This is a genomic window from Clostridium sp. LIBA-8841 (genome assembly GCF_034439435.1).
Classification (GTDB): Bacteria; Bacillota; Clostridia; order Clostridiales; family Clostridiaceae; genus Sarcina.
On the sequence record NZ_JAPCKJ010000006.1, the window covers coordinates 1 to 25,189 of the forward strand.

Annotated in this window: 27 protein-coding genes, 3 tRNA genes and 2 rRNA genes; 26 read left to right on the forward strand and 6 right to left on the reverse strand. The window is 28.4% G+C overall.

Going from position 1 to position 25,189, the window contains the following annotated elements; all coding sequences use genetic code 11:
• Positions 1–6: 6 nt before the first annotated feature.
• The 5 genes from rrf (OIF33_RS14365) (at position 7) to OIF33_RS14385 (ending at position 1,264) form a co-directional block, all read left to right on the forward strand.
• A 5S ribosomal RNA gene (gene rrf / locus OIF33_RS14365) occupies positions 7–124 on the forward strand.
• A 6-nt stretch (positions 125–130) separates the two neighbouring features.
• A tRNA-Asn gene (locus OIF33_RS14370) sits at positions 131–205 on the forward strand.
• A 2-nt stretch (positions 206–207) separates the two neighbouring features.
• A 5S ribosomal RNA gene (rrf, locus tag OIF33_RS14375) occupies positions 208–325 on the forward strand.
• A 784-nt stretch (positions 326–1,109) separates the two neighbouring features.
• A tRNA-Phe gene (locus tag OIF33_RS14380) sits at positions 1,110–1,185 on the forward strand.
• Positions 1,186–1,189: 4 nt separating this feature from the next.
• Positions 1,190–1,264, forward strand: a tRNA-Cys gene (locus tag OIF33_RS14385).
• A 126-nt stretch (positions 1,265–1,390) separates the two neighbouring features.
• On the opposite strand, the gene OIF33_RS14390 is transcribed toward OIF33_RS14385, so the two are convergent.
• Both OIF33_RS14390 and OIF33_RS14395 read right to left on the reverse strand, forming a co-directional pair.
• Positions 1,391–2,272 (reverse strand): LD-carboxypeptidase, encoded by an 882-nt coding sequence (locus tag OIF33_RS14390; protein ID WP_322504944.1) that lies wholly within the window; start codon positions 2,270–2,272, stop codon positions 1,391–1,393.
• An 89-nt stretch (positions 2,273–2,361) separates the two neighbouring features.
• Positions 2,362–3,306, reverse strand: a complete 945-nt coding sequence (locus OIF33_RS14395; RefSeq protein WP_322504945.1) for a magnesium transporter CorA family protein — start codon at positions 3,304–3,306, stop codon at positions 2,362–2,364.
• Between the two features lie 275 nt (positions 3,307–3,581).
• Between OIF33_RS14395 and OIF33_RS14400 the strand changes: the two genes are divergently transcribed.
• Entirely contained in the window at positions 3,582–4,079 is a 498-nt protein-coding gene (locus OIF33_RS14400; protein WP_322504946.1) for a hypothetical protein, read from the forward strand.
• A gap of 31 nt (positions 4,080–4,110) precedes the next feature.
• On the opposite strand, the gene OIF33_RS14405 is transcribed toward OIF33_RS14400, so the two are convergent.
• The gene (locus OIF33_RS14405; RefSeq protein WP_322504947.1) at positions 4,111–5,280 is read right to left on the reverse strand and encodes a M20 family peptidase; all 1,170 of its coding nucleotides are present in this window, start codon (positions 5,278–5,280) and stop codon (positions 4,111–4,113) included.
• Positions 5,281–5,433: 153 nt separating this feature from the next.
• On the opposite strand from OIF33_RS14405, the gene OIF33_RS14410 reads away from it, so the two are divergent.
• From OIF33_RS14410 to OIF33_RS14450, 9 genes are all read left to right on the forward strand, one after another.
• A complete protein-coding gene (locus OIF33_RS14410) occupies positions 5,434–5,610 on the forward strand; it encodes a sigma factor G inhibitor Gin (RefSeq protein ID WP_322504948.1) in 177 nt (58 codons plus the stop codon).
• A gap of 18 nt (positions 5,611–5,628) precedes the next feature.
• Positions 5,629–7,059, forward strand: coding sequence for an aminotransferase class I/II-fold pyridoxal phosphate-dependent enzyme (locus OIF33_RS14415; protein ID WP_322504949.1), 1,431 nt, complete (start codon positions 5,629–5,631; stop codon positions 7,057–7,059).
• 297 nt (positions 7,060–7,356) lie between these two features.
• Positions 7,357–7,947, forward strand: coding sequence for a guanylate kinase (locus tag OIF33_RS14420; RefSeq protein WP_322504950.1), 591 nt, complete (start codon positions 7,357–7,359; stop codon positions 7,945–7,947).
• Between the two features lie 15 nt (positions 7,948–7,962).
• Complete coding sequence (locus OIF33_RS14425) at positions 7,963–8,118, forward strand: hypothetical protein (RefSeq protein ID WP_322504951.1); 156 nt, start codon at positions 7,963–7,965, stop codon at positions 8,116–8,118.
• Positions 8,119–8,285: 167 nt separating this feature from the next.
• On the forward strand, positions 8,286–8,615 hold the full coding sequence (locus tag OIF33_RS14430; RefSeq protein ID WP_322504952.1) for a cyclic-di-AMP receptor: 330 nt from the start codon (positions 8,286–8,288) through the stop codon (positions 8,613–8,615).
• Positions 8,616–8,637: 22 nt separating this feature from the next.
• The gene (locus tag OIF33_RS14435; protein WP_322504953.1) at positions 8,638–9,561 is read left to right on the forward strand and encodes a DNA polymerase III subunit delta'; all 924 of its coding nucleotides are present in this window, start codon (positions 8,638–8,640) and stop codon (positions 9,559–9,561) included.
• A 3-nt stretch (positions 9,562–9,564) separates the two neighbouring features.
• Positions 9,565–10,470, forward strand: coding sequence for a stage 0 sporulation family protein (locus OIF33_RS14440; RefSeq protein WP_322504954.1), 906 nt, complete (start codon positions 9,565–9,567; stop codon positions 10,468–10,470).
• 168 nt (positions 10,471–10,638) lie between these two features.
• A complete protein-coding gene (locus tag OIF33_RS14445) occupies positions 10,639–10,809 on the forward strand; it encodes a DUF362 domain-containing protein (protein WP_003452217.1) in 171 nt (56 codons plus the stop codon).
• Between the two features lie 133 nt (positions 10,810–10,942).
• Positions 10,943–12,613: a Mur ligase family protein gene (locus tag OIF33_RS14450; protein ID WP_322504955.1), complete on the forward strand. Its 1,671-nt coding sequence runs from the start codon at positions 10,943–10,945 to the stop codon at positions 12,611–12,613.
• A 51-nt stretch (positions 12,614–12,664) separates the two neighbouring features.
• On the opposite strand, the gene OIF33_RS14455 is transcribed toward OIF33_RS14450, so the two are convergent.
• Complete coding sequence (locus OIF33_RS14455; RefSeq protein ID WP_322504956.1) at positions 12,665–13,318, reverse strand: MBL fold metallo-hydrolase; 654 nt, start codon at positions 13,316–13,318, stop codon at positions 12,665–12,667.
• A gap of 219 nt (positions 13,319–13,537) precedes the next feature.
• Here OIF33_RS14455 and OIF33_RS14460 point away from each other — a divergent pair, with 219 nt between their 5' ends.
• From OIF33_RS14460 to OIF33_RS14495, 8 genes are all read left to right on the forward strand, one after another.
• Entirely contained in the window at positions 13,538–13,993 is a 456-nt protein-coding gene (locus OIF33_RS14460) for a CtsR family transcriptional regulator (RefSeq protein WP_322504957.1), read from the forward strand.
• A 21-nt stretch (positions 13,994–14,014) separates the two neighbouring features.
• On the forward strand, positions 14,015–14,542 hold the full coding sequence (locus tag OIF33_RS14465; RefSeq protein ID WP_322504958.1) for a hypothetical protein: 528 nt from the start codon (positions 14,015–14,017) through the stop codon (positions 14,540–14,542).
• On the forward strand, positions 14,526–15,542 hold the full coding sequence (locus tag OIF33_RS14470) for a protein arginine kinase (RefSeq protein ID WP_322504959.1): 1,017 nt from the start codon (positions 14,526–14,528) through the stop codon (positions 15,540–15,542). The genes OIF33_RS14465 and OIF33_RS14470 overlap by 17 nt, the downstream gene beginning before the upstream one ends.
• A gap of 24 nt (positions 15,543–15,566) precedes the next feature.
• Entirely contained in the window at positions 15,567–18,005 is a 2,439-nt protein-coding gene (locus OIF33_RS14475; RefSeq protein ID WP_322504960.1) for an ATP-dependent Clp protease ATP-binding subunit, read from the forward strand.
• 81 nt (positions 18,006–18,086) lie between these two features.
• Entirely contained in the window at positions 18,087–18,434 is a 348-nt protein-coding gene (locus tag OIF33_RS14480) for a hypothetical protein (protein WP_322504961.1), read from the forward strand.
• A gap of 218 nt (positions 18,435–18,652) precedes the next feature.
• Complete coding sequence (gene trxB / locus OIF33_RS14485; RefSeq protein WP_322504962.1) at positions 18,653–19,591, forward strand: thioredoxin-disulfide reductase; 939 nt, start codon at positions 18,653–18,655, stop codon at positions 19,589–19,591.
• Between the two features lie 6 nt (positions 19,592–19,597).
• Positions 19,598–19,831 carry a glutaredoxin family protein gene (locus OIF33_RS14490; RefSeq protein WP_322504963.1) on the forward strand — a complete coding sequence of 78 codons (234 nt, stop codon included), beginning with the start codon at positions 19,598–19,600 and terminating at the stop codon, positions 19,829–19,831.
• Between the two features lie 12 nt (positions 19,832–19,843).
• Positions 19,844–21,292 (forward strand): NADP-dependent glyceraldehyde-3-phosphate dehydrogenase, encoded by a 1,449-nt coding sequence (locus tag OIF33_RS14495; RefSeq protein WP_322504964.1) that lies wholly within the window; start codon positions 19,844–19,846, stop codon positions 21,290–21,292.
• Between the two features lie 131 nt (positions 21,293–21,423).
• Here OIF33_RS14495 and OIF33_RS14500 read toward each other — a convergent pair whose 3' ends face one another.
• Both OIF33_RS14500 and OIF33_RS14505 read right to left on the reverse strand, forming a co-directional pair.
• On the reverse strand, positions 21,424–21,651 hold the full coding sequence (locus tag OIF33_RS14500; RefSeq protein WP_322504965.1) for a glutaredoxin family protein: 228 nt from the start codon (positions 21,649–21,651) through the stop codon (positions 21,424–21,426).
• A gap of 92 nt (positions 21,652–21,743) precedes the next feature.
• Complete coding sequence (locus OIF33_RS14505; RefSeq protein ID WP_322504966.1) at positions 21,744–21,911, reverse strand: hypothetical protein; 168 nt, start codon at positions 21,909–21,911, stop codon at positions 21,744–21,746.
• A 197-nt stretch (positions 21,912–22,108) separates the two neighbouring features.
• Between OIF33_RS14505 and OIF33_RS14510 the strand changes: the two genes are divergently transcribed.
• The 3 genes from OIF33_RS14510 to radA all read left to right on the forward strand — a co-directional run bounded on the left by OIF33_RS14510 (position 22,109) and on the right by radA (position 25,171).
• Positions 22,109–22,831: a GntR family transcriptional regulator gene (locus tag OIF33_RS14510; RefSeq protein ID WP_322504967.1), complete on the forward strand. Its 723-nt coding sequence runs from the start codon at positions 22,109–22,111 to the stop codon at positions 22,829–22,831.
• Complete coding sequence (gene nagB / locus OIF33_RS14515; protein ID WP_322504968.1) at positions 22,828–23,556, forward strand: glucosamine-6-phosphate deaminase; 729 nt, start codon at positions 22,828–22,830, stop codon at positions 23,554–23,556. Before OIF33_RS14510 ends, nagB begins: the two co-directional genes overlap by 4 nt.
• 253 nt (positions 23,557–23,809) lie before the next feature.
• Positions 23,810–25,171 (forward strand): DNA repair protein RadA, encoded by a 1,362-nt coding sequence (gene radA / locus OIF33_RS14520; RefSeq protein ID WP_322504969.1) that lies wholly within the window; start codon positions 23,810–23,812, stop codon positions 25,169–25,171.
• The last annotated feature ends 18 nt before the right edge of the window (positions 25,172–25,189 follow it).

A 25,189-nucleotide genomic window follows, 5' to 3' on the forward strand; every position in this document is an offset into this window, starting at 1 on the left:
TAATAATCTGGTGATGATGTTCTTTAGGGTAACACCCGTTCCCATTCCGAACACGACGGTTAAGCCTTTAGAAGCCGATGGTACTGCACGGGAGACTGTGTGGGAGAGTAGGTGGTCGCCAGGTCAGTATTCCTCGATAGCTCAATGGTGGAGCACTCGGCTGTTAACCGATAGGCTGGAGGTTCGAGTCCTCTTCGAGGAGCCAAATCTAGTGATGATGCGTTTAAGGGTAACACCCGTTCCCATTTCGAACACGACGGTTAAGCCTTTTACGGTCGATGGTACTGCACGGGAGACTGTGTGGGAGAGTAGATGGTCGCTAGGTAAGATAAAGCTTGAATTTTAATTCAAGCTTTTTTATTTTGTAATTTATTAAAATATCCACATGAAAGCCTTGATTTTTTTAGTTGAGTTTTTCTGTGGATATTTTTATTTTGAAAATTATCCACAGAATTTAAAAATTAAAAAATAAATTATTATTGTGGATAATTTTTAGAGAATTAATTACTCGTCTTAAAATATGTGATATTTAATATAACAAACTTTAAGAAAAGTAGAACTAGTATAGCTTTATAGCTTTTTTCAAAAACAAATAATAGTAAGGGATCTTTAGTTTAATTTGAAACTTTTATTGGATACTTTAAAGGCCTTTATTAAAGTGAAATAAATCAAGAAAGACAATATAAAAATAAAATAGGTTCAATTTTAAAAGTGTTATTTAAAATTTATAATAAAATTTTGTTGATAAAATATAATTAACTTTATCTGTTGATAACTTTTTAAATAAATTTATCAACAGGATATAATTAATTTAAATAAAACAAATTAAATGAACAAATTTAGGCTATAAGAATATAATAAAAATATAAGTAAGTGTCTTTTGAGCTAAGTAGATTTTCACTACCAAAAAAGTATTTTATTAAATACAATTAATAATATGTCTATAAATAGATGTTTTTTTGATATGATATTGTATTTTTTAGTAGATATTAATAGAATAAATATATTTTTATAAAAAAACATATAAAATTTTTAAAAAATATATTGACATAGTATAGATATATCTATATAATTAATACTTGTGAAGAGCAATTGCTCTTTGGTGGTAAGGCTCGATAGCTCAGTCGGTAGAGCAGAGGACTGAAAATCCTCGTGTCGCTGGTTCGATTCCTGCTCGAGCCACCAGTGTGGCGCTATAGCCAAGTGGTAAGGCAGAGGTCTGCAAAACCTTTATTCCCCGGTTCAAATCCGGGTGGCGCCTCCATAAAAAACCTCAGTAACTTTACTGAGGTTTTTGCTTTGTAGAAATTTACATATACACACTAAATTTTATTCCAAACACTAAGGATTAAGTGGATTTATCTTTGATAAATCCACTTTTTTCATTTTACTAGTATTTTATTATTAGTTTTTCTTTAGCTGGATCAAATAATATAGAAGAGCCAATAGGTAGACTTATATTAGGATAATCATGTCCAAAAGGCATATTATATATTATTGGCTTATTATAAGGTAATAATATTGAAATGATAGTATCTAGTGCTTTAGGATTATAAGGTGTAAAGTAACCTATTAAAAAAGCTCTACATGAATCTAACTTCCCAGAAAGCTTTAGTTGCATCATAGATCTATCTATAGCATAGTTTTCTTCATTTATATCCTCAATCATAAGTATTTTATTTCTAGTATTTATTTCATAAGGAGTTCCGAGAGAACTACATAGCATTGTTAAATTTCCTCCACAAAGAGTTCCTCTAAACAATTCTTTATTTATTATCTTAAAATTTTTAGTAGATATGTTAATTAAATTATTTTCATCAGTTAGCATTGATAGAAAACTATTTTTAGTTAATTCATCTGAGTTGATTTTAGAATTTATCATTGGACCATGAAATGTTATTAATCCTGTTTTTTGTGATATATAGTTTAAGAGAAGAGTTAAATCGCTGTAGCCACATAAAATTTTAGGATTTTTCTTTATTAATCCAATATCTAAATAAGGTAACATTCTTATACATCCATAACCACCTCTATAAGCTACTATTGCTTTTACATCTCTATCTTCAAACATTCTCATTAAATCTTCAGCACGCTCTTCATCTGAGGCAGCTAAGTAATCATTTTTCTTTCTTAGATATTTTCCTTCTTTAATCTTAAAGCCTAGATTTTTAAATGAAGATATATTGTAGTTTATTACATCATAGTTATCTCCACTGGCAGGAGAAACAACACCGATAGTATCTCCGATTTTGAGTTTTTGAAATTTCATCATAAAACCTCCTAAAAAAATAGAGAGCAAAATTGCTCTCAATACTCTTTTAGTTAATTATATGCTTAAATTTTTCTATGTTTACATGTGATTTAAAACATATCTTTTTTATATAATATAAATGCTATTACACCACAAAGTATTATAGATAGGGACATAACTATAAAAAATCCATTTGGATGGTGTAATAATGGTATATAGTCAAAGTTCATTCCATATATACCAGAAATAACAGTTAATACTGACATGAGTATTGTAACTGAAGCTAAGAATTTCATTACTATATTTAGATTATTAGAAATAACAGAAGCAAAGAAGTCCATAGTACTGCCTAAAATGTTACTATATATTTCAGTCATTTCAATAGCCTGTTTATTTTCTATTATTACATCTTCTAAAACATCTTTATCTTCTTCATATCTTTGAATAACATCAAGCTTTAACATCTTTTCTAATGTTATTTCATTAGATTTTAAAGATGTTGAAAAATATACTAATGATTTACTTAATGAGTGCAACTGAACTAACTCTCTGTTTTTCATAGATTTATGAAGTCGCTTTTCTATCATAATACTCTTTTTATCAATTTGTCTTAAGTACAAAAGATAATATGTAGAAACTCTATTTAGAATTTGTAAAATAAATCTTGATTTTTTAAAAGAGTAAAAATTACGAACTTTATTTGAAGAGAAGTCGGTTAATACCTTACTATTTTTTAAACATACAGTAATTAATTCATTTTTAGTATGAATTATTGCTAGTGGATAAGTATCATATGTTAAGGAGTTATCCTCCATTTCTGTAAAAGGAATATCGACTATTATTAATATAAAATCTCCTTCCATTTCTATACGAGAAGTTTCTTCATCATCTAAAGGTGCTCTTAAAAATTCTAAAGGAACTCCAGTTTTTTTAGAAATAAGAAGTAACTCTTCTTGAGAAGGTGCTATTATATTAATCCAACAACCTGGTTCAAGGGAATCAATTTTCTTTAAAGTCCCATCATTTTCACTTAAAGATTTATATATCTGAATCATTTTATCCCTCCCAAAGTATTAAGTTATATTAATGTTCCAATTACCATTAAACAAGTTATTTAAGATAAAATCAAGAGAATTTTTACAAATAATTTATATATAATCAAGAAAGCAACAGAAATAATGAGGTACAAGCAATACAATTGATATAAACTTTAAATATGAAGAATTAAGATTAAAATTAATAAAATTTTGCCCTTACCTAGGTAGAATTAATTTATGAAAATTAGTATAATGTGTTTTGTTTATAATATTAAAAGTCGGGGGATTTTTAAATGGGCACTATGCACAAGGAAATAGTCAAAAAAAGAAGGGATGTAGCTATTGTAATTAGTATAATTTGTATGAGTTTAGCTATAAGCCTATCGAATTTCTTGGGAAATTTTAAATTTGAATCTTTTAGAGCAGAAACAATAACAGATCCAATATTTTTAGTTTTAACATTAGTTATATTCTTTAGAGAATATAGAAAATGTAATACAAGCTATAAATACTCTATTGTAGCTAATCAACTAATGATTCATAAAATGAAATCTAATGAGCAATCAACATTAGAAAATGTTAAGATAAATAATATTGTTTACTTAGGAAAAGATGATTCTAAAAAAGAAAAAGAATTTAAAACTTCTTCTTGTAGGAAATATGTTTGTAGTTTATTAGATTTAACAGGTCATTATTGTTGTATATATAAAAAGGATGACAGATATCATAAATTCTATTTTAAGCCAAGCAAAGAGCTTGTTAATAAATTAGAAAAGAACATAGCTAGTTAATAAAAAAAGAGAGTTTTAAGGCTCTCTTTTTTTAATATAAATTTTCTTTAGATAGATTAAATGTTTCTTTAACCTCTGAAAGTAAGAAATCACTTTCTATAAGATCTAAAGCTGTTGAAATAAGTGCATAAGAAGCTGAGAGTGCCTGTTCTTGAGCAAAGCCTGATATTGTTGCATCAGCAAATTCTTTAGTTCCATATTTAATATTTATATTATCAACTATGTTCACATAAGGATGTATGCAAGGGACTTTATGACTTACAGTGCCTAGAGAAAGGCCTGCATCTATATCTCTTGGTTTTCCTATATTTATTATTCCGTTTTCTTTTAAGTTATGGCTATACAATCTATTTAATATTTGATTTGATAAAAGCTCCTCATTTGGAGGTTCATAAAGTTCAACACAACCTTCTAAATTCATAGTATCAGAAATACAAGAAACTATATTTCTAATTTTCTTTTCTATACATTTTGCAGTTTCTGTATTCTCCGCTCTTATATATAGTTTACCTTCTGATTCAGTAGGCCTTAAAAGCGGAGTAACACCACCTTGAGATAAAATAGCATGTATGTTAGCTTTTTTGCAAAATCCTTTAGATAAAGCGTTTATTACGTTAAAAGTTAACATAGTACCATCTAAAGAGGTAAAACTATCAAAATCTAAAAAGCTTAATCCATCATGTCCTTTGAAAGTTACTTTTAAGGGAATAATTGCTTTAGATGTACCACTTTCAGAAGTGGTTATGTCTGGATGAGCTGTTAATACTACATCTATATCATCAAATATACCTTGTCTAACAAAAGTTGATTTAGTTCCACCTAAATACTCTCCAGGGCATCCTATTAACACTACGGTTCCACCAGACTTTTCAATAACTTTACTTAGACCTAGAGCACTTGTAATTGATATTGTACTAAGAAGATTATGACCAGTTATATGGCCACATTTAGATTTAATAGCGTCATATTCACATAAAAAGCATATTTTAGGGTATCCATTTCCTTTTTCAGCATAAAAAGCAGTATCTAAATCTAAAAATCTTTCTGTTACTTTAAAATCTCTATCTCTTAGGAAATTACATATATATTTACAAGCATCATATTCTTTATAGCTTTCTTCAGGGTTATCATGTAGAAATTTGCAAAGATTAAATAAGTCTTCTTTTTCTGTAGATAAATAAGAAATAACTTCCTGTCTCATTGAAAAACCTCCTAAATATTTATAACTTTAGTTTGTGCTACAATGAAAAAAATATTTATTTTTATTTACTTAAATATTTTCCTAGCATAGTATGTATAGAAAAATACTATTTGGAAAAAATATAGAAAAACAGAATTTTAAGGAGTGTTATCTATGAGTAAATCAATTTGTATAATTTGTGGAAAAGAAGGCTGTGGTATAATGATACGAGGAAAATTAATATGCACAGAATGTGAGAAAAAAGCTATAAGTTGTGATGTAAATAGCGAGTTTTATGAGTTTTATAAAAATAGATTAAAAGAAGAAATTTATAAGAAAAAATTAGGATAAATAGAGGAGAGGATAGCGTTGAAAAATATTCCTATAATTAATGGAATATCAAGTTACTTAAAGGAAGAAATAATCCCTTTCTCAATGCCTGGTCATAAGATGGGAAGAGGATTTAAGGGATTAGAAGAAATATTTTTACAAGGTGATTTAACTGAGGTTGAGGGATTAGACAACCTTCAACATCCAGAAGGAATAATTAAGGAGGCTGAAGATAAACTTTCTAATCTATATAAAAGTAAGAAAAGTTATTTTTTAGTCAATGGAAGTACTTGTGGAAATTTAATAATGATATTTTCTTTATTTAAAGAAGGGGACAAAATTTTAGTTGAAAGAAATTGTCACAAAAGCATTATGAATGGAATAATAATGAGAAAGCTAAAACCGGTTTTCATAAACAATATATTTCATTCAAAATTAAAAGCACCAGTTGGAATAGATTTAAATCATTTAAAGAGTCAAATAGATTTAAATAAAGATTTAAAAGGAATAATATTAACATATCCTAACTATTATGGAATTGGGGTAAATATAGATGAAACAGTAAAAATAGCGAGAGAATCTAATTTGAAAATTGCTATAGATTCAGCTCATGGTGCACATTTTGGATTTAATAAATCTTTACCAAAAAGTGTACAAGAATTAAAAGTTGATATGGTGGTGATGAGTGCTCATAAAACATTGCCAAGCTTAACTCAAACTGCTTGGATCCATGTTAATGATGAAAGATTTATTGAGGAAATAGAGTTTTATAAAAATGTATTCATGAGTACTAGTCCTTCTTATATGTTCATGATGAGTTTAGATTACTCAAGGAATTTTTTAGAGGAATATGGTGAAGAATCTTATGATAGATTACTTAAAGTAATAGATGATTTTAAGAAATTAGTTAAGGACTTATCATATTTTAAAATATTAGATAAAGAATTTTTAATTAATGGATTAGAAAAAAATATTAAGATAAATGATATTAAAATAGATAGAAGTAGAATAGTAATAAATCTAGAGAAAAACTTAAATGGAAATAAACTATTAGATTATTTAAGAAGCAAGAAAATACAATGTGAAATGAGTGATAATAAGAATGTTGTTTTAATACCATCACCATTTAATACAGAAGATGACTTCAGAGTTTTAGAAGAAGCTTTAAAGTCATGTGATATAAAATGCTTAGAAGATGAAGAAGTAGATTTTTATTTAACAGATTTACCTAAAAAGAGTTTAGAACCTTTTGAGGTATTAGATGCAGAATATGAGAGAATTAGTATAGATAAAACACTAGGGAAAATAGTAGCCGAAAGTATAGTTCCATATCCACCAGGGGTTCCTATGCTTGTTATGGGAGAAATAATAGAGGAAAAGCATATTAATTTGATTAATGAGTATAGAAAAAATAGGGTAGATTTAATAGGTATAAAGGATAATAAAGTGAAAGTTATAAAGCAAGATTAGAAGTAATTAAAATATTAGGATCTGTTTTGGGTAAATGTTGATTTTAAAACATAGTCAAATATTAAAGATTACAAAATGATTATGAAGAATATTAGATAAGATTCAGTAGGTTGTATCAATTTTATTTATAAAATTTGGTACAGCCTTTTTAATGTATATAATAACTTTAATCTTGTATAATTTGATATAATAATCTGTGGATTAAGAAGATTAAGATTAGGAGTTATTATAGAATTTGATATAATAGCTTTGATATAAATTAGAAAAATTAAATGTTTTATATAGATTGGAGTAGTTATGGGTAAGATATTTTGCATAATGGGGAAAAGTGGCTCAGGTAAGGACACTATTTTAAAAGAAATAAATAAAATAGAAGATTTAAATCTAAAAACTATAGTTACATATACAACTAGACCTAAAAGAAATAATGAAACAGATGGTGTGGAATATTTTTTTATAGATAAAAAAAAGTTAGATAGTTTTGATAAAGAGGGGAAAATAATAGAGTGTAGAGTTTATGATACTGTGCATGGAAAATGGTATTATTCGACTATAGATGATGGTCAAATAGACTTAGAAAATAACAATTATATAGTTATTGTGACTTTAGAAGCTTACTCTGAGTTTAGAAAGTATTTTAGTGATGAAAAGCTTATTCCTCTATATATAAATTTAGATGATGGCATTAGGTTAGAAAGAGCTTTAAAAAGAGAAAGAGAACAAAAAAATCCTAATTACAATGAGATGTGTAGAAGATTTTTAGCTGATAATGAAGATTTTAGTGAAGATAAATTAATTAGTAATAATATAATTAAGAAATATGATAATTACGACTTGAATAAGTGTATAAATGACATATCAGAAGTTATAAGAAAACTTTCTAAATAAAATGGGGTGGGAAATATGAAAAATGCATTAAAATTAACTCTTGTTGGATTTTTAATAATATTAATAGGAATATATTTAGCTGTTTCAAGTATTGATACATATGGAGTAAATAAAATATTTACTGTAGTAGGAGCGATTTTAGCTGCTTTAGGTATAAAAAGTATAAAGTAAAATCAGATAATTTTCATATTTAATATATAAATTTTTAAATAAAGAGTAAATTATATAAGTTATGAAATTAAACCATTAAGAAGGTTTGGTTAAGAGTAATAAATAATGATATAATTATTTAAAACATAATTTTGAAATTAGGGTAGAGAAGGTAAGGAGGGCGTGTTATGAAATTGGTAATATCTATAGTACAGGATGATGATGCTTTAGATTTAGTTGATGCGTTAAATGAGAAAGGTTATAGTGTAACTAAATTAGCTACAACTGGTGGCTTTTTAAAGTCAGGTAATACTACACTTTTATCTGGGGTTCAAAAAGAAAAGGTTGATGACGTAATAAAGATAATAAAAAATATATGTGAGACAAGAAAAGGCGTTGTAAGTGGACCTACAACTGTTTCAGAACCAGGAGCAGTATATATACCATATCCTATGGAAGTTCAAGTTGGAGGAGCCACAATCTTTGTTGTTGATGTAGATAAATTTATAAAGATTTAAAAGTAGAAAGGGAAGTGCATAAATGATAGGTCACAATAAAATTAGAGATAGATTTAATAAAAGTGTAAGTAAAAATGCACTTTCCCATGCTCATTTAATTATTGGTGAGGATGGAATAGGAAAAAGTCTTTTAGCAGATGAATTTGCTTATAAGATTTTAGGAATACCATCGCAGAGAGAACATGTTGATATTGTTCATTATAAATCTGAAAAAGCATCATTTGGTGTTGATTTAGTAAGAAGTATAATAGAAGAGGCAAATAAAAAACCTTACGAATGTGATAAAAAGGTTATAATAATTCATAATGGAGAAAAGCTTACTGTGGCAGCACAGAATGCTTTATTAAAGACCATAGAAGAACCTCTTGCTGGTATTTTTATAATAATTTTAAGTAGTAACGTTGATTCTATATTAGAAACCATAAGATCTAGATGTCAAATACATAGATTAGCACCTCTTAGCAAAGAGGAAATTAATTTATATATAAATAAAAAATTTAATGATATAGATAGTGAATTAAATAGAACTCTTATATCTTTTAGTGAAGGCATACCTGGAAGAGTTGATAAATTCATGAATGATGATATTTTTAAAGAAATAAGAAATACAGTTATAGAAATGTTAAAGGATATTGGTCATGGAAAAATAGATGTACCTATAAAATATTCCGATAAATTTTATAGCATGAAGGGAAATGAAGAGGAAATATTAGAGGCTATAACTATTTTTGCAAGGGACTCAATTATATTTAAGGAAATAGAAAATAATTCATCCATTATAAATGGAGATAAGATAGATGAGATTAGAGAGATTGCTAACAATCTATCCTATAATAAATTAAATAGGATAATAAAAGTAGTTAATGAGGCCAGAAATAATTTGAAAAGTAATACTAATTTATGGCTAACTTTAGATAGTATGCTGATTAGTATATTGGAGGAATAAAAAATGATTGAAGTAATAGGAGTCAGATTTAAAAAAGCTGGTAAAATATATTACTTTGGACCTAATGGTATAGAAATAAAAAAGGGTCAAAACGTAATTGTTGAAACTGCTAGAGGTGTTGAATTTGGAGAATGTGTAATTGGTATAAGAAAAATTAGCGAAGAAGATATCGTTGCACCATTAAAATCAGTATTAAGATTGGCTACTGAGGAAGATATAAATAAGCATAAAGAAAATAAGGCTAAGGAGACGGAAGCTTTTGAAATATGCTTAAATAAAATAGAAGAACATAATTTAGTAATGAAGTTAATAGATGTTGAATATACTTTTGATAATAATAAGGTTATATTCTATTTTACTGCAGAAGGTAGAGTTGATTTTAGAGAATTAGTAAAAGATTTAGCAACAATATTTAAAACAAGAATAGAGCTTAGACAGATAGGGGTTAGGGACGAGGCTAAAATGATAGGTGGACTTGGACCATGTGGAAGACCTCTTTGTTGTTCAACTTTCCTAGGAGATTTTGCTTCTGTTTCAATAAAGATGGCTAAGGAACAGAACTTATCATTAAATCCAACTAAGATTTCAGGAATTTGCGGAAGACTTATGTGTTGTTTAAATTATGAACAAAGCACATATGAAGAAATTAGAAAAGAGCTTCCTAAAGTTGGCTCAATAGTTGAAACTGAACTTGGAAAAGGGGAAGTAATAGCTAATAATATTTTAAAGGAATTAGTAAGAGTTAAATTACCAAGAAAGAATGAAGAATTTATACAAGAGTTTAAAATGTATGATGTAAAATTAATTTCAGGTAGTTATGAAGATGAAGTTGAGGATACAAATATCAGATTAGAAATTACTGATGAAGCTGATAAGGCTTTAATTAAAAACCTAATAAAAGACAACTAAAAATATATTTCTTATACGGTATGGGGGTATTCTTTAGCATATTAATTCTAATTTTACTAGAATAAGCTAAATATGCTTAAAAGAGATATTAAACACTTTAAAAGTTGAAAGAAATATGATAATATAAATATGGTATTTTTATACCAACATTTTAGGAGGTGTTTTATTATGGCATACAAAATATTAGACACATGTGTAAGCTGTGGAGCATGCGCTGCTGAGTGTCCTGTAGACGCAATATCACAAGGAGATACTCAATTCGTTATAGATGCAGATACTTGTATCGATTGCGGAAACTGCGCTAATGTTTGTCCAGTAGGTGCACCAGTTCAAGAATAATATTATTAAAGATCATCTTCGGATGATCTTTTTTTTGCAGCTTTTTTAGCTGCTTTTTTTTATGTTTTAAATTAATTTTTGAATAAATATAGGTAAGCAATGGAAAAATATAATGATAATAATGGCAGGAAGGGTGAGTATTTTGAAACTTAAGGATTTAAAAGTACTAGAAGGGAGAAATATTAAGGGAGCGGAAAAACTTATTTTTATAGATATAGGTGAATCAGAAAGAAAAAGATTATATTGGTTAATAAGCGATTACGAATTTATATGTAGACAAATGAATGTTGAGGGAACATTAAAGGATGCTATATATGATGAGTTTGGTGGCAAAGCTTGGTTAACTTATTCCAACAAAGAATTGGCTTTATTTATAATTGAAAATTTAGTTGATGAAGTAAGTGCTGATGACTTATTGAATAATGCGGTATCAAAGAGACAACGACTTTGGGAGTATCATTTATTAGAGGAATGTTCAAAAAAAGGAATAGATGCTTTTAAGGTTGAAGATGAAGTAGTTGTTGGTTATGGAGTTAACTCTAAAAGAATAAGTCAAGATGACTATGAAAATAAGAATTACAATTTGAATTTAAATAATAAAGGAAATATTCCTATAATATCTATAACAGGAACTAATGGAAAAACATCAACTTCAAGATTAATTTATAAGGGTTTTGAAAATTTAGGGTATTTTAGCGGGTTAGCTATGACTGGTGGCGTCATTATAAATAAGGAGTTTGTAAAAAAAGGAGATACTACTGGATTTTATAGTGCTAAAAAGGTTCTTACCAATCCAAAAGTCCAGGTTGCAGTTTTAGAAACTGCTAGAGGAGGAATAGTAAGAAAAGGCTTAGGATTTAAAAATTCTAAGGTTGCCATAATAACTTCTTTAAGTGATGATCATATAGGCTCTGATGGCATAAAAAATATAAATGACTTGATGGCTCTAAAAATAATTACTACTAAAGAAGTTTTGCCAGAAGGAAAAGTAATAATCAAAGCTGAATCAAAGCTTTATGAAGCTTTGAAAATGAAAGGCAATTTAGTTTTATTTAATTTTGAAAGAAATGAGTGGATTGATGAACATATAAAAAATCAAAAGGAAGCCTGGTATGTAGAGGATGAAAATATAATATATTATGATGGAAAAAATAAAAATATAGTTTCTAAGATAAAAGATTTTAAATTCACTCATGAAGGAAAATCAAAAACAAACATAAATAATGTTTTAGTATCCATAGCGGCTATATTTACTATTCATGAGAATTTAAGTGAGGTAGTTCATGCTTTAAAAGATGTAGAGTGTGATATTAATAATAATTTAGGAAGACAAAATATTTTAGATATTGGAGATTTTAAAATTATATTAGATTATGGTCATAATCCAGAAGCTTTTGAAGAAGTATTCTGTTTAGCTAAGAATCTGAAAAAGAATAATATTATTTCAATAGTGTCTTCTCCAGGAGATAGGCTTGATGAATACATAAAAGAGTTAGGAAGAATAGCTGGAAAAAATTCAGATACCATAATAATTAAGGAAACTTTTGATAGGAGAGGAAGAAAAGATTTAGAGTTAACTAATTTGATAAAGAGTGGTATAGAAGAAACCTCTAATAAATCAGTAGAAGTATTATCAATAGTTGATGAGGAAAAAGCAGTAGAAAAGGCACTATCAATAGCTAAAAATGGAGATGTTATAGTGGATTTTACCCAACATTTAGATGTGGTAATACCTGTGATAAATAAGCATTTAGATAAATTAGGAGAAGGAATAATAGATGTTGATTTGAAAAATTATCATTAACAAAAAAGGCTATATCAAAGTCCTATCATGAGGGCGTTTGATATAGTCTTTTTATATCATATCTTCTGACGTAAGTTCCAATATTTTTATAGTTGTTTTATCAGGAAGTGATTCTGAATTTACAGAAAGAATTTCGTTATGTGTTATTTTATAATCCTTCATTTGCATAAGAAAATTATCTAAAGTATTCAAGTAAAAACTTAATTTTTGAGTTTTATAGTGCATTGGAATTACATAGTATGGATTTATATCTAAAATAACCTTTTTTAGATTTTCTATAGAAATAGTTAGGTGTTCTCCAACTGGTACAAATAAAATATCTATATGGCCTAATTGTCTTACTAATTTTGGAGAGAGTATATGGCCTAAGTCACCTAAATGACAGAGTGATATATTATCGCAAAGAATCTTAAATATAAAGTTTTTATCTCTTTTTAACCCAAAGCAATCATCATGAAAGGAAAGAAAGGATTTAATTTTACAAAAGCCGTTTTGATAATCTACTAAATCTGTTAAAACTTTTGCCTCACTATTTATATATTTTGTACAATTATGATCAAAGTGCATATGGCTTATGGTTACAACATCAACTTCTCCTTTATAAGGTACGTAACCTATATCTATATCAAAAGGATCTATTAATATACGTTTTCCTAAATTAGTTTTTATTAAAAAACAAGAATGACCTAACCAATAAATATTCATTAAAAATCCTCCTATAAAAATTATTTATATTGTTGACACATATAATAAAAATAAACATAAAATATAAAAATAATTTTTTTAAAAATTAAAACTGTTTAAAAAATATTTACAAAAACAATAGATGAGAGTAGATGTATTACATTGATTAAGTAAGTTAAATGTATTAATATATATTGTATATTAAGGTCAGTAAAGGTCAAATTTTGAGGAGTGATATATATGGCTAAGTTATCAGATTCAATAGAATATTTTCTAAAGGATCTATTAGAACAAACAGAAGATAACAATTTAAGAATAAGAAGAAATGAGTTAGCGGACAAATTTAAATGTGCACCATCTCAAATAAATTATGTTTTGACAACAAGATTTACTTATGAAAAAGGATATTTAATCGAAAGTAGAAGAGGTGGTGGAGGATATATTGTTATTAAAAAGGTAGTCCATGAAGTTCATGCTGATAGAAGAGATTTAATATATGGTGAAATTGGTTCAGGAATTACATATCATAATGCAGCCGCAATTGTAGATAACTTACTTGAACATAATATTATAGATGAGAAATCAGCAAATCTTACTAAAGTTGCGATAAATGATAGAACCCTTCAGAATTCTAAGAATATAAATGAAACAAGGGCAGGTATTTTTAAGGCTATGCTTATGGTGTTATTGAAGTAATTTTATAGGGAGTTGAGAAATTTGCTTTGTGAGAGGTGTTATAAGAATAATGCAACAATTAAGTTAGTAAAAGATACTGATGGTAATAAAGAATGTATAATGCTTTGTGATAAATGTGCAGTTGAAATAGTAAGTTCTTCATTAGAAGATGATGATATTAGTTTAGAAGAATTTTTAATGGATTTAAATAATTATATAGATTGTATTAATGAAATAATAGAAGCTGAAGAATTCATTTGTGTCAATTGTGGAACGGAATATATGGATTTTCAAGAGCATAAATTACTGGGGTGCGAAAAGTGTTATGAAAGCTTTAGAAAAAATATAGGATTTTTATTAGATTCAGAAGAAGCAAATGTTAAGCATATTGGAAAACAGCCTAAAAGAATAAAAAAGAATCTTAAAAAAATAGAGATATTAAATTTAGAAGAGAAACTGAAAATTAATATACTTAAAGAGGAATATGAGAATGCTATTATTACTAAAGAAAAGATACATGATTTGAAAAAAATTGTGGAGGAGGATAGTAATAATGATTCAATGGATTAGTCCTCAAGATAATAAGAGTATAGTCATTGCATCAAAAGTGAAAATATTAAGAAACATAAAGGGAATTAAATTCACATGTCTTCTAAAAGAAGAAGAGTTTAATAGTGTTGTAGAACCTGTTTTAAAACAGTTAGAAGATATTAAAATTCTAGATAAATGCTACGTATTAAGATTAAAAGACGATAAAGAAGAATTAGTAAATTACTATAAAGAGAATTTTGGCTTAGTAAAAGAATTTTCAAATAAAGATAATATAGTATTAATAATGAATAAAAATGGAAAATTTAATATATTACTGAATGAAGAAGAGCATATTGGGATAGAATGTACAAAGAGTGGATTAAGTTTAAGAGAAGCATATTCCCAAGTGGATAAGTTAGATGACTTAATTGAAGAAAAAATAAACTATTCCTTTGATGCTGAGTTAGGGTACTTAACATCAAATATAAAAAATTTAGGAACAACATTAAGAGCAAAGGTTTTAATACATTTGCCAGTTTTAAGTTTAAAAAACAACATAAGAGAAATAAAAGATGATTTAAAAGAAGATGGAATTTCTTTTAAAAGTATATATAACTTGGGTAACAAGGATGTCGGAAATATTTATGAATTATCCAATATAAAAACTTTAGGTATGGCAGAAGAAGATATATTAGATTCTCTTATATCTATTGCAAATAAACTTATTCTAAAGGAAAAAAGAGAGAGAAATAAACTTTTAGATAATGAATATGTTGAACTAAAGGATACTATTTTTAGGGCACTAGGTATTTTAAAAAGTGCATATATCATTGATATTAGTGAAGCCTTAAAATATTTATCATATGTTCGATTAGGAATTGAGTGTGGAATTATAGAAGAGGTTAATCTAGAAGCTATAAATTCTGCAATGGTTGAAATTCAGCCAATTATAATAAATAAATCTTTAGATAAAAAAATAAATATACAGACTTTAAAAATAGAAAGAGCCAAAATTATTAGAAATGCTTTAAACACATAATTATAGGGTATTGGGAGGTAAAAGATGCGTCTTGATAATTTTAATGAAAATTCCAAAATAGTAATCAATAAAGGAAAAGAAAGTTCTTTAATGCTTAAACATGGCTATATGGGAACAGAGCATTTGTTAATAGGATTAATTAATGAAAATGGACAATGTTCTAAGATTTTGGAAGAGAGCAATGTAACAGAGGAAAAGGTACTAAGTTTTGTTAAGCTATATGTTGGAATTGGAGAAATAAATTATAGTTTAGATGAGGTGCCTTTTACACCTAGATGCAAAAAAGTTTTAGATAGAAGTGTAGAAATTGCTAAAGAGGCAGGGCAAAGTATTTCAAGACCGGAGCATATATTGTCAGCCTTAATAAAGGAACAAGAAGGTGTAGCTAATTTAATCCTAAACAAAATAGTGAAAAATGATATAAAAAACATAAGCGATAAGTTAAACAATATACTTGGAAGACTTCCTAATAAGGAAAGTAAAAGCGTTAAGGAAAAACCGAAAAGAAAAGACACTCCTACATTAAATTTGTACGGTATAGATTTAATAGAAAGAGCGGATAAAAATAGACTAGATCCTGTAATAGGAAGAAAAGATGAAACACAAAGGCTTTTAGAAATTCTTTGTAGAAGAATGAAAAATAATCCTTGTTTAATAGGAGAACCGGGAGTTGGGAAAACTGCTGTTGTAGAAGGATTAGCACAAAGAATTTTATTAGGCGAAGTACCTGATATGCTTAAGGATAAAAGAATATATACTTTAGATGTCACTTCAATGTTAGCCGGAGCAAAATATAGAGGAGAGTTTGAAGAACGCCTTAAAAAGGTCTTAAATGAAGTAAAAGATTCGAAAGATATAATATTATTCATAGATGAAATGCATAATATTGTTGGAGCTGGAGGTGCTGAAGGAGCAATAGATGCTTCAAATATACTAAAGCCTGCTTTAGCCAGAGGAGAAATACAATGTATAGGAGCAACAACAACTGATGAATATAGAAAAAATATAGAAAAGGATTCTGCTTTAGAGAGAAGGTTTCAACCAGTAGTGGTAAAGGAACCAAATAAAGAGGATTCTATATTAATATTACATGGTATAAAAGAAAAATATGAAATGCATCATAATGTGAAGTTAACAGATGAGGCTATAGAGGCAGCAGTAAATTTATCTAGTAGATATATAACTGATAGATTTTTACCTGATAAAGCTATTGATTTAATAGATGAAGCAGCTGCAAAAGTAAGAATAGAAAGTATGATTACTCCACCTAAATTTTTTAAACAAGAGGAGTTAATTTCTAATCTAAAAGTAGAAAAAGAAGAGGCTATAAAAATACAAGATTTTGAACTAGCAGCAGAGTTAAGAGATAAAGAATTACTTTTACAGGAAGAACTAGAGAGAGATAGAGAACTTTGGAGAGAAGAGAATGCTTCTAAAATATATGAAGTAAATAAGGAACATATTGCAAAGGTAGTCTCTAAATGGACTCAAATTCCAGTAGAAAGATTGACTGAAAAAGAGTCTAATAGACTTCTTAAATTAGAGGAAAAGCTAAGTAAAAGAGTTATAGGTCAATTGGAAGCAATAAAAACCATATCTAAAGCAGTAAGAAGATCAAGAGTAGGACTTAAAGATCCTAAAAGACCTATTGGATCTTTTGCATTCTTAGGACCTACAGGTGTTGGAAAGACAGAGCTCTGTAAGGCTTTAGCAGAGGCTATGTTTGGAGATGAAAATAAGTTTATTAGACTTGATATGTCTGAGTATATGGAAAAGCATGGAGTAGCTAGGTTAATTGGAGCGCCTCCAGGATATGTAGGATATGAAGAGGGGGGGCAACTTACGGAAAAAGTAAGAAGAAATCCTTATTCAGTAATACTTTTTGATGAAATAGAAAAAGCACATCCAGATATATTCAATGTTCTTCTTCAAATATTAGAAGATGGTGTTCTGACAGATGGAAAGGGAAGAACAGTAGACTTTAAGAACACAATAATAATTATGACATCTAATATTGGAGCAGATAAACTAGATAAGAAAAATGCGGTAGGATTTAGTGCAAGAGAAGATAAGGAACGAGATTATGATAATATGAAAAGCCTTATGCTAGAAGAGCTAAAACAAAGTTTTAAACCTGAGTTTGTAAATAGATTAGATGACATTGTTGTATTCCATAGTCTGGAGAAGGAGCATCTTCTTAAAATTGTGGACCTTATGATAGGTTCATTAAAAGAAAGATTAAATGATTTACAACTTTCTTTAAATTTTTCACAAGAGTGTAAGGAGTTTTTAGTTAAAAAAGGAACTGAATTAAAATATGGAGCGCGTCCATTAAGGAGAGTTATAACTAAATATATTGAAGATAAATTAAGTGAGGAACTTTTGAGTGGTAATATATTAAAAGGTACTGAGGTTGATGTTTTACTAGAAGATGATATTGTAAAATTTAAAAAAACAGTTTGATTATAATGTATAATAAGGTTATATATGGTAAAATATATATAATCTTATTTTTTTATGATGAAAATGGTGTGGAGGATTTTTATGGAATTGATAGGTATCATAATGGGAATATTAGCCTTTGGAGTTGCTTTCTTTGTATGGTCAAAGCAAAAGTTAGAACTTTTTAAAATTGAAGAGGCTGCAATTGAGAATATGACTGATAAAGATAGAAAAGAAGTAAGTAAAAGTTTAGCATTACCTATAGCATTGTTAGGAGTTTTGTTAATTTCTGTAGTGCTTAATTCTGATAAATGGGGAACATCAGTTATATTTATTTTAATAGGAGTAGTAGCATTATTTGTTTATGTACAAAAAAGAACTATTGATGGAATTAATACAATGTTTAAATCTAAAAAAGCAAAAGTAAAGATAAATAAAAAAAGAAAATAAAGTTAAGCTCTATTGTATTCTAAATCACAGAATATAATAGGGCTTTTTGATAGAATAAACATAAAATTAAATAAAAGTTTATAATTGATAATAATTATTATTGAAAAGTTATTTAATAAGTAGTATAATTAATAAAAAACAGGTACCCTTAGGGGGTATATCGAATAATATATCATATAATACAAATAATAAATTTAACCTCAGTAAGGAGTGTTATTATGGAAAAAGAAATTAAAGAAATTGATTTAATAATAATTGGAGCAGGACCAGCAGGATTAACATCTGCTATATATGCCTCAAGAGCAAAGTTAGATACTTTGGTTTTAGAAGATAATATAATTGGAGGGCAAGTAAGATCAACTTATACTGTTGAAAATTATCCAGGTTTTACTGAAATAACAGGTAATGAGCTTGCTGATAGAATCCAAGCACAAGCAGAAGCTTGCGGAGCTACAATAGATGAATTTGATTTTATAGAGAATGTTTCATTAAAAGATGATGAGAAAATCGTAGAAACTGGAGACTATATATATAAGCCAAAGGCTGTAATAATAGCTACAGGAGCCACACCTAAGAAATTACCTATTCCAAGTGAAAGCAAATATTTAGGTAAGGGAATACATTACTGTGCAGTATGTGATGGAGCAGTTTATCAAGATGAGGTTGTTGCCGTTGTCGGTGGCGGAAATGCTGCTTTAGAAGAAGCTTTATATTTATCCAATATTGCTAAGAAAGTAATTGTTATAAGAAGATACGATTATTTCCGTGCTGAAGCCAAAACTTTAGAGGCTGCTAGCAAGAAAGAAAATATTGAAATAATGTATAACTGGGATTTAGTTGATGTTTTAGGTGGAGATTTTGTTGAAGGTGCCAAAATAAGAAATACAAAAACTGGTGAAGAAAAAGAAATTTCTATAAATGGAGTCTTTGGTTATATAGGAACAGAGCCTAAAACAGCTATGTTTAGAGAATATATAAGAATTAAAGAAAACGGCTATATTGAAGCTGATGAAAATATGAGAACTAATGTTAAGGGTGTTTATGTAGCAGGAGATGTTAGAGATAAAATGTTTAGACAAATAACTACTGCTGTTTCAGATGGAACTATAGCAGCCCTAAATGCAGAAAAATATATTTCAGAAATAAAGGAGAGATAGATAGTTATGGTAAAAGTATATTCAGTTGAATGGTGTGGACCATGTAATAAATTAAAAAAATATTTACAAAAATTAGGTGTTGAATATGAAACAATAACAGTTGCTGATGGTAAAGAAGATAGAAATGAAGTATTAGAAGTTTCAGGTCAAAGATCAGTGCCAGTTGCTGTTATAGGAAATGATGTTATAGTTGGATTTGATAAGCAAAAGATTGATTCTGCTATAGAGAAAATAAAGTAGAAGGTGATATTGATGAATACTAGAGAAAATGTTTTTTATAACTTTATGGGTGGACATTTCTATGAAAATAAATCAGATAAATTTATAGATATAAAATCACCTATAGATGGTAGTTTAGTTGGTAAAATACAAAGTCTTTCTAAGGAAGATGTTGATATAATTATTGAAAATGCAGAAAAAGCACAAAAAGAATGGAACCAAGTGCCTTTAAATGAAAGAGCACATGTACTTTATAAAACTGCGGATTTATTAGAAGAGCATAAAGATGAATTAGCAGAAATAATGATAAGAGAAGTTGCTAAGGATAGAAAAAGTGCATTATCAGAAATAACTAGAACTGCAGACTATATTAGATTTACAGCGGATGCCGCTAAGAGTATGGATGGAGAAAGTATACCATCAGACAATTTCCCTGGCTTTAATAGAAGTAAGATATCAGTGGTAACAAGAGAGCCATTAGGTGTTGTATTAGCTATATCACCTTTTAACTATCCAGTTAATTTATCAGCTTCAAAAATAGCACCTGCTATAGTAGCTGGAAACAGTGTTGTTCTTAAGCCGGCAACTCAAGGAAGTTTATCAGCTTTATATTTAGCTAAAATGTTTCAGGAGGCTGGACTTCAAGGTGGAGTTTTAAATACTGTCACTGGAAGAGGAAGTGAAATTGGGGATTACTGTGTAACTCATAGAAAAATAGATTTTATAAACTTTACAGGAAGTACAGAAGTAGGAAGAAGAATTTCAAAAATAACAGTGATGAAACCACTTCTTATGGAACTTGGTGGGAAAGATGCAGCAATAGTTTTAGAAGATGCAGATTTAGATTTAACTGTTGATAATATAATAGCAGGTGGATATTCATATTCAGGTCAAAGATGTACTGCTGTTAAGAGAATACTAGTAATGAATTCAGTTGCTGATAAACTAGTTGAGAAGTTAAAAGAAAAAATAAGCAAATTAAAAATGGGAAATCCATTAGAAATTAAAGATGTAACAATAGTACCTCTTATAGATAGTAAGGCAGCAGACTTCGTTATGGAACTTATTGAGGATGCAGAAGAAAAAGGTGCTACTTTAGTTTGTGGTGGCCACAGAAAAGGAAACTTAATAGAGGCTACTCTTTTTGACAATGTTACTACAGATATGAGATTAGCATGGGAAGAGCCTTTTGGACCAGTCTTACCTATTATAAGGGTAAATGATAAGGATGAGGCAATAAGAATAGCTAATGCATCTAAATATGGATTACAATCATCAGTATTTACTAAAGATATAAATGAAGCCTTTTATATTGCTGATAAATTAGAAGTTGGAACTGTTCATGTTAATAATAAAACTGAAAGAGGACCAGACCATTTCCCATTCTTAGGAGTAAAATCTTCAGGGATGGGAACTCAGGGTATAAGATATTCAATAGAAGCAATGTCTAGACCTAAAGCTACAGTAATTACAATAAGATAATAAAATTAATATAAGACTATAAGCACAGTGATTTTAAAGAGAAAACTTTAAGATATGTGCTTATAGTCTTATTGTATTTTATAAAAAATAGAGAGATATTTTTAATATCTCTCTATTTCGATGTTCCTATTCTATTTATTTAATGCTGTATCAATAGCGTTCTTATCGAAACCAACTATAATAGTTCCATTTATATCTAAAACAGGAACACCCATTTGTTTACTCTTTTTAAGCATATCTTCTCTAGCAGCCATATCTGTTTGTACATTTAAATCTTCAAACTCAACATTTTTGGATTTAAGATATTGTTTTGCTTTTACGCACCATGGACAAGAGTTTGTTGAATAAACCTTTACCATACTATCATCTCCTATGTAAATCAATTTTTAATATACTTTTATTTTAATTATTAAAAGTGTATAAAATATGTGATTTAAATCAATAAAAATAATTATTTAATTTGATTATCGTCTAAATGGTCATTAAAAATTAGGTTGTGCATAGTATCTTCACTATGATTATTAATAAAGGAAGATAAATTAGTTAAACCAGCATTAGAAGAATGTAATGGATTTTCCGAAATTATAGAGTTGTTATTGAATTTATCTTTTATGTTCAATAGACTCCCTCCTAGTTTTTATTTATAGTATTTAACAATAAATCAATAGATATTCATTATTATTGATAAAAGTAGAAAATATTTAATAATAAATGATAAAATATAACATAGACTAAATATGAAATTATTGAAAAGAATGTATAGTGGTCTAGACAAGTTTGGATCAGTTGAGTATAATTTAATTAGGAGGAGAAATCATGATAGATAAAAATAGTCCTATACCTGTGTATTACCAATTAAAAGAGATGATAAAAGAAAAGATAACAAAGGGTACTTGGAAAGTAGGACAATGTATAGCAAGTGAAAGAGAGTTAACAGAGGCTTATGGTGTAAGCCGAATGACTGTCAGACAGGCTTTAGGGGAGTTAGTGCAAGAAGGACTTCTTGTTAGAGAAAAAGGAAAGGGAACTTTCGTATGTGAACCTAAAGTAAAGCAAGAAGATATGATGAGTTTCTCAGACATTATAAAAAAAGCAGGAAGAAGTTTAATAACTAGGGTTTTAGCCTTTGAAGTTATTAATACACCTGATGAATTAGCAGATACTTTTAATGTTGATAAAATCTATAAAATAAATAGATTAAGATTAGTTGATGGGGAAGCTGTTGCTAATGAGGTTGTTTATATTCCTTGTGAATATTGTGGCTTTGTAACTAAAGAGGATTTAGAGGGTTCTTTATTTAAGTTATTAGAAGAAAAAGGATATGTAATAGAAAGCACAGAATCAGCTTTAGCATCCGTAATTATGGATGAGGAGTTAAAGAATTTATTTAACGTTGATAAACAAGTACCTCTTCTAAAAAGTCATAATGCAGCTTTAAATTCAGAAGGTGAAATAATTTATGTTGAAGACGCGATTTATAGATCAGATAAATATGTTTTAGAAATTAATATTTCTAAGAGAGAGGGGAAATTGAAATGAGATTAATTGTTACTAAGAATTATGATGAGATGAGTAAAGTTGCAGCAAATGAAATGGCTGAAAGCATAAAATCAAATCCTGAAATTGTTTTAGGATTAGCTACTGGTGGAACTCCAGTTGGAATGTATAAAGAACTTATCAGAATGTACAACGAGGGAGAATTAGATTTCTCAAAAGTTACAAGCATAAACTTAGATGAGTATGTTGGATTACCAGGAGATCATGATCAAAGTTATAGATACTTCATGAATACAAACTTATTTAATCATATAAACATAGATAAAAATAAAACATTTGTACCTAATGGATTAGCTAAAGAGGTTGAAGAAGAATGTAAATCATATGATGCTAGAATACAAGATATGGGTGGAATAGATCTTCAATTATTAGGATTAGGAGCAAATGGACACATAGGTTTCAATGAACCTGGAGAAGCGTTAAGTGTAGGAACTCACTTAACAGATCTTAAAGAATCAACTATAGAAGCAAATGCAAGATTTTTTGATTCAATTGATGATGTACCAAGAAAAGCTATAACTATGGGGCTTGGTGGAATAATGAAAGCTAAGAATATAATGGTTATTGCAAGTGGTGAAGGTAAAGCTGAAGTTGTTAAAGCTATGATGAGTGGAAAAATAACAACTGAAATTCCTGCAACTATGTTACAAATGCATAGAGATGTTGTATTAATAGTTGATGAAGATGCAGCTAAATTATTAAAATAGTTATTACTATCTCAGAATTAATGATATAAAAAGACTGTTTGTAGATTAAAAGCTTATTTTAAAAGCTTAGATTTACAGGCAGTTTTTTATTTTAATTGTAATAATTATTATTAAACCTTTTACATGAAGCATTTTAAGAAAATAGTCATAAATAAGTATGTGATTAGTTATAATGATATGATATGATTATTTAAGGATATATTAGGAAATAATTAAATTTGTACGTAAAATGAAGAAATATGGAGTTGGTAAAGTGGCAAAAGTTAGAAGTATATATGTATGTCAAAATTGTGGATATGAATCTCCAAAATGGATGGGAAAATGTCCAGAATGTAATAATTGGAATACTTTAGTTGAAGAAATTAGAGATACTAAAAGTAACCAAGTTTCGCCTAAGGTTGAAAGACAAATTGGTGAACTTAAGAAAATAAAGGAAATAAAATCAGGTGAAAAAGAAAGATATGATACCGGAATAGGTGAATTAAATAGGGTATTAGGTGGAGGCCTTGTTAAAGGTTCGCTTACACTCATTTCTGGTGATCCTGGAATAGGTAAATCTACACTTCTTTTACAAACAGCTAATAATATTTCAAAAAAATATGGGAAAGTTTTATATGTGTCAGGAGAGGAATCAGAAGAACAAATAAAAATAAGAGGAGATAGATTAAAAGTTGATGCAGAAGAACTTTATATCGTTGCTGAGACTAATCTTGATATAATAGAAGCATATATAGATAAACTTAAGCCAGCTTTCATAATAATAGATTCAATACAGACTATTTATAGAGATACAGTTTCTTCAGCTCCTGGAAGTGTTTCGCAGGTAAAAGAGTGTTCAAATGCTGTAATGAGAATTGCTAAGGGAAAAAATATACCATTATTTATTGTTGCTCATGTAACTAAACAAGGGGATTTAGCAGGACCAAGAGTGTTAGAACATATGGTTGATACTGTTTTATCTTTTGAGGGAGAAAGAACTGAAGAATTTAGAATATTAAGAACTATGAAAAATAGATTTGGAACTACAGCTGAAATTGGCGTCTTTGAAATGCGTGGAGAAGGGCTAATGCAGGTTTATGATCCATCTAGTATGTTCTTAGAAGATACTAGCTTTAATCAAGAAGGTTCTGTTGTAATTGGAGTAATGGAAGGAACTAGACCTATTCTTGTAGAAATACAATCATTAGCATCTGAAACGAAAGCAGTTATGCCTAGAAGAACTTCTGTAGGAGTAGAGAATTCAAGGTTAAGTTTAATATTGGCTGTACTAGAGAAAAAGTTAAGAGTTCCTTTTTATAATACTGATGTTTATGTAAATGTAGTTGGAGGCCTTGAAATAGAAGGTACTACAGCTGACTTAGGGATTGCTATCTCCTTAGTGTCATCAGTGAAAGGTAAGGCTGCTAGTTTAGAAAAATTAGTTGTTGTTGGAGAAGTTGGTTTGACAGGAGAAATAAGACCTATAGCCAACTGTGACAGAATATTAAATGAAGCTGAAAAAATGGGATTTTTAAATGCTGTTGTTCCATATAGAAGCTTAGAAAAATTAAAAGGAAGTAAGTTAAATCTTATAGGTGTTAAAACTGTGCGAGAAGCAATAGGAAAGATATTTTAAGGTGGATAGGTGTGAGTA

Bases quoted from the DNA above. Each gene is read 5' to 3' on its own strand.
- OIF33_RS14390 (WP_322504944.1), bottom strand. From the start codon at position 2,272: ATGATGAAATTTCAAAAACTCAAAATCGGAGATACTATCGGTGTTGTT.
- OIF33_RS14395 (WP_322504945.1), bottom strand. From the start codon at position 3,306: ATGATTCAGATATATAAATCTTTAAGTGAAAATGATGGGACTTTAAAG.
- OIF33_RS14400 (WP_322504946.1), top strand. From the start codon at position 3,582: ATGGGCACTATGCACAAGGAAATAGTCAAAAAAAGAAGGGATGTAGCT.
- OIF33_RS14405 (WP_322504947.1), bottom strand. From the start codon at position 5,280: ATGAGACAGGAAGTTATTTCTTATTTATCTACAGAAAAAGAAGACTTA.
- OIF33_RS14410 (WP_322504948.1), top strand. From the start codon at position 5,434: ATGAGTAAATCAATTTGTATAATTTGTGGAAAAGAAGGCTGTGGTATA.
- OIF33_RS14420 (WP_322504950.1), top strand. From the start codon at position 7,357: ATGGGTAAGATATTTTGCATAATGGGGAAAAGTGGCTCAGGTAAGGAC.
- OIF33_RS14425 (WP_322504951.1), top strand. From the start codon at position 7,963: ATGAAAAATGCATTAAAATTAACTCTTGTTGGATTTTTAATAATATTA.
- OIF33_RS14430 (WP_322504952.1), top strand. From the start codon at position 8,286: ATGAAATTGGTAATATCTATAGTACAGGATGATGATGCTTTAGATTTA.
- OIF33_RS14435 (WP_322504953.1), top strand. From the start codon at position 8,638: ATGATAGGTCACAATAAAATTAGAGATAGATTTAATAAAAGTGTAAGT.
- OIF33_RS14440 (WP_322504954.1), top strand. From the start codon at position 9,565: ATGATTGAAGTAATAGGAGTCAGATTTAAAAAAGCTGGTAAAATATAT.
- OIF33_RS14445 (WP_003452217.1), top strand. From the start codon at position 10,639: ATGGCATACAAAATATTAGACACATGTGTAAGCTGTGGAGCATGCGCT.
- OIF33_RS14455 (WP_322504956.1), bottom strand. From the start codon at position 13,318: ATGAATATTTATTGGTTAGGTCATTCTTGTTTTTTAATAAAAACTAAT.
- OIF33_RS14460 (WP_322504957.1), top strand. From the start codon at position 13,538: ATGGCTAAGTTATCAGATTCAATAGAATATTTTCTAAAGGATCTATTA.
- OIF33_RS14470 (WP_322504959.1), top strand. From the start codon at position 14,526: ATGATTCAATGGATTAGTCCTCAAGATAATAAGAGTATAGTCATTGCA.
- OIF33_RS14475 (WP_322504960.1), top strand. From the start codon at position 15,567: ATGCGTCTTGATAATTTTAATGAAAATTCCAAAATAGTAATCAATAAA.
- OIF33_RS14480 (WP_322504961.1), top strand. From the start codon at position 18,087: ATGGAATTGATAGGTATCATAATGGGAATATTAGCCTTTGGAGTTGCT.
- trxB (WP_322504962.1), top strand. From the start codon at position 18,653: ATGGAAAAAGAAATTAAAGAAATTGATTTAATAATAATTGGAGCAGGA.
- OIF33_RS14490 (WP_322504963.1), top strand. From the start codon at position 19,598: ATGGTAAAAGTATATTCAGTTGAATGGTGTGGACCATGTAATAAATTA.
- OIF33_RS14495 (WP_322504964.1), top strand. From the start codon at position 19,844: ATGAATACTAGAGAAAATGTTTTTTATAACTTTATGGGTGGACATTTC.
- OIF33_RS14500 (WP_322504965.1), bottom strand. From the start codon at position 21,651: ATGGTAAAGGTTTATTCAACAAACTCTTGTCCATGGTGCGTAAAAGCA.
- OIF33_RS14510 (WP_322504967.1), top strand. From the start codon at position 22,109: ATGATAGATAAAAATAGTCCTATACCTGTGTATTACCAATTAAAAGAG.
- nagB (WP_322504968.1), top strand. From the start codon at position 22,828: ATGAGATTAATTGTTACTAAGAATTATGATGAGATGAGTAAAGTTGCA.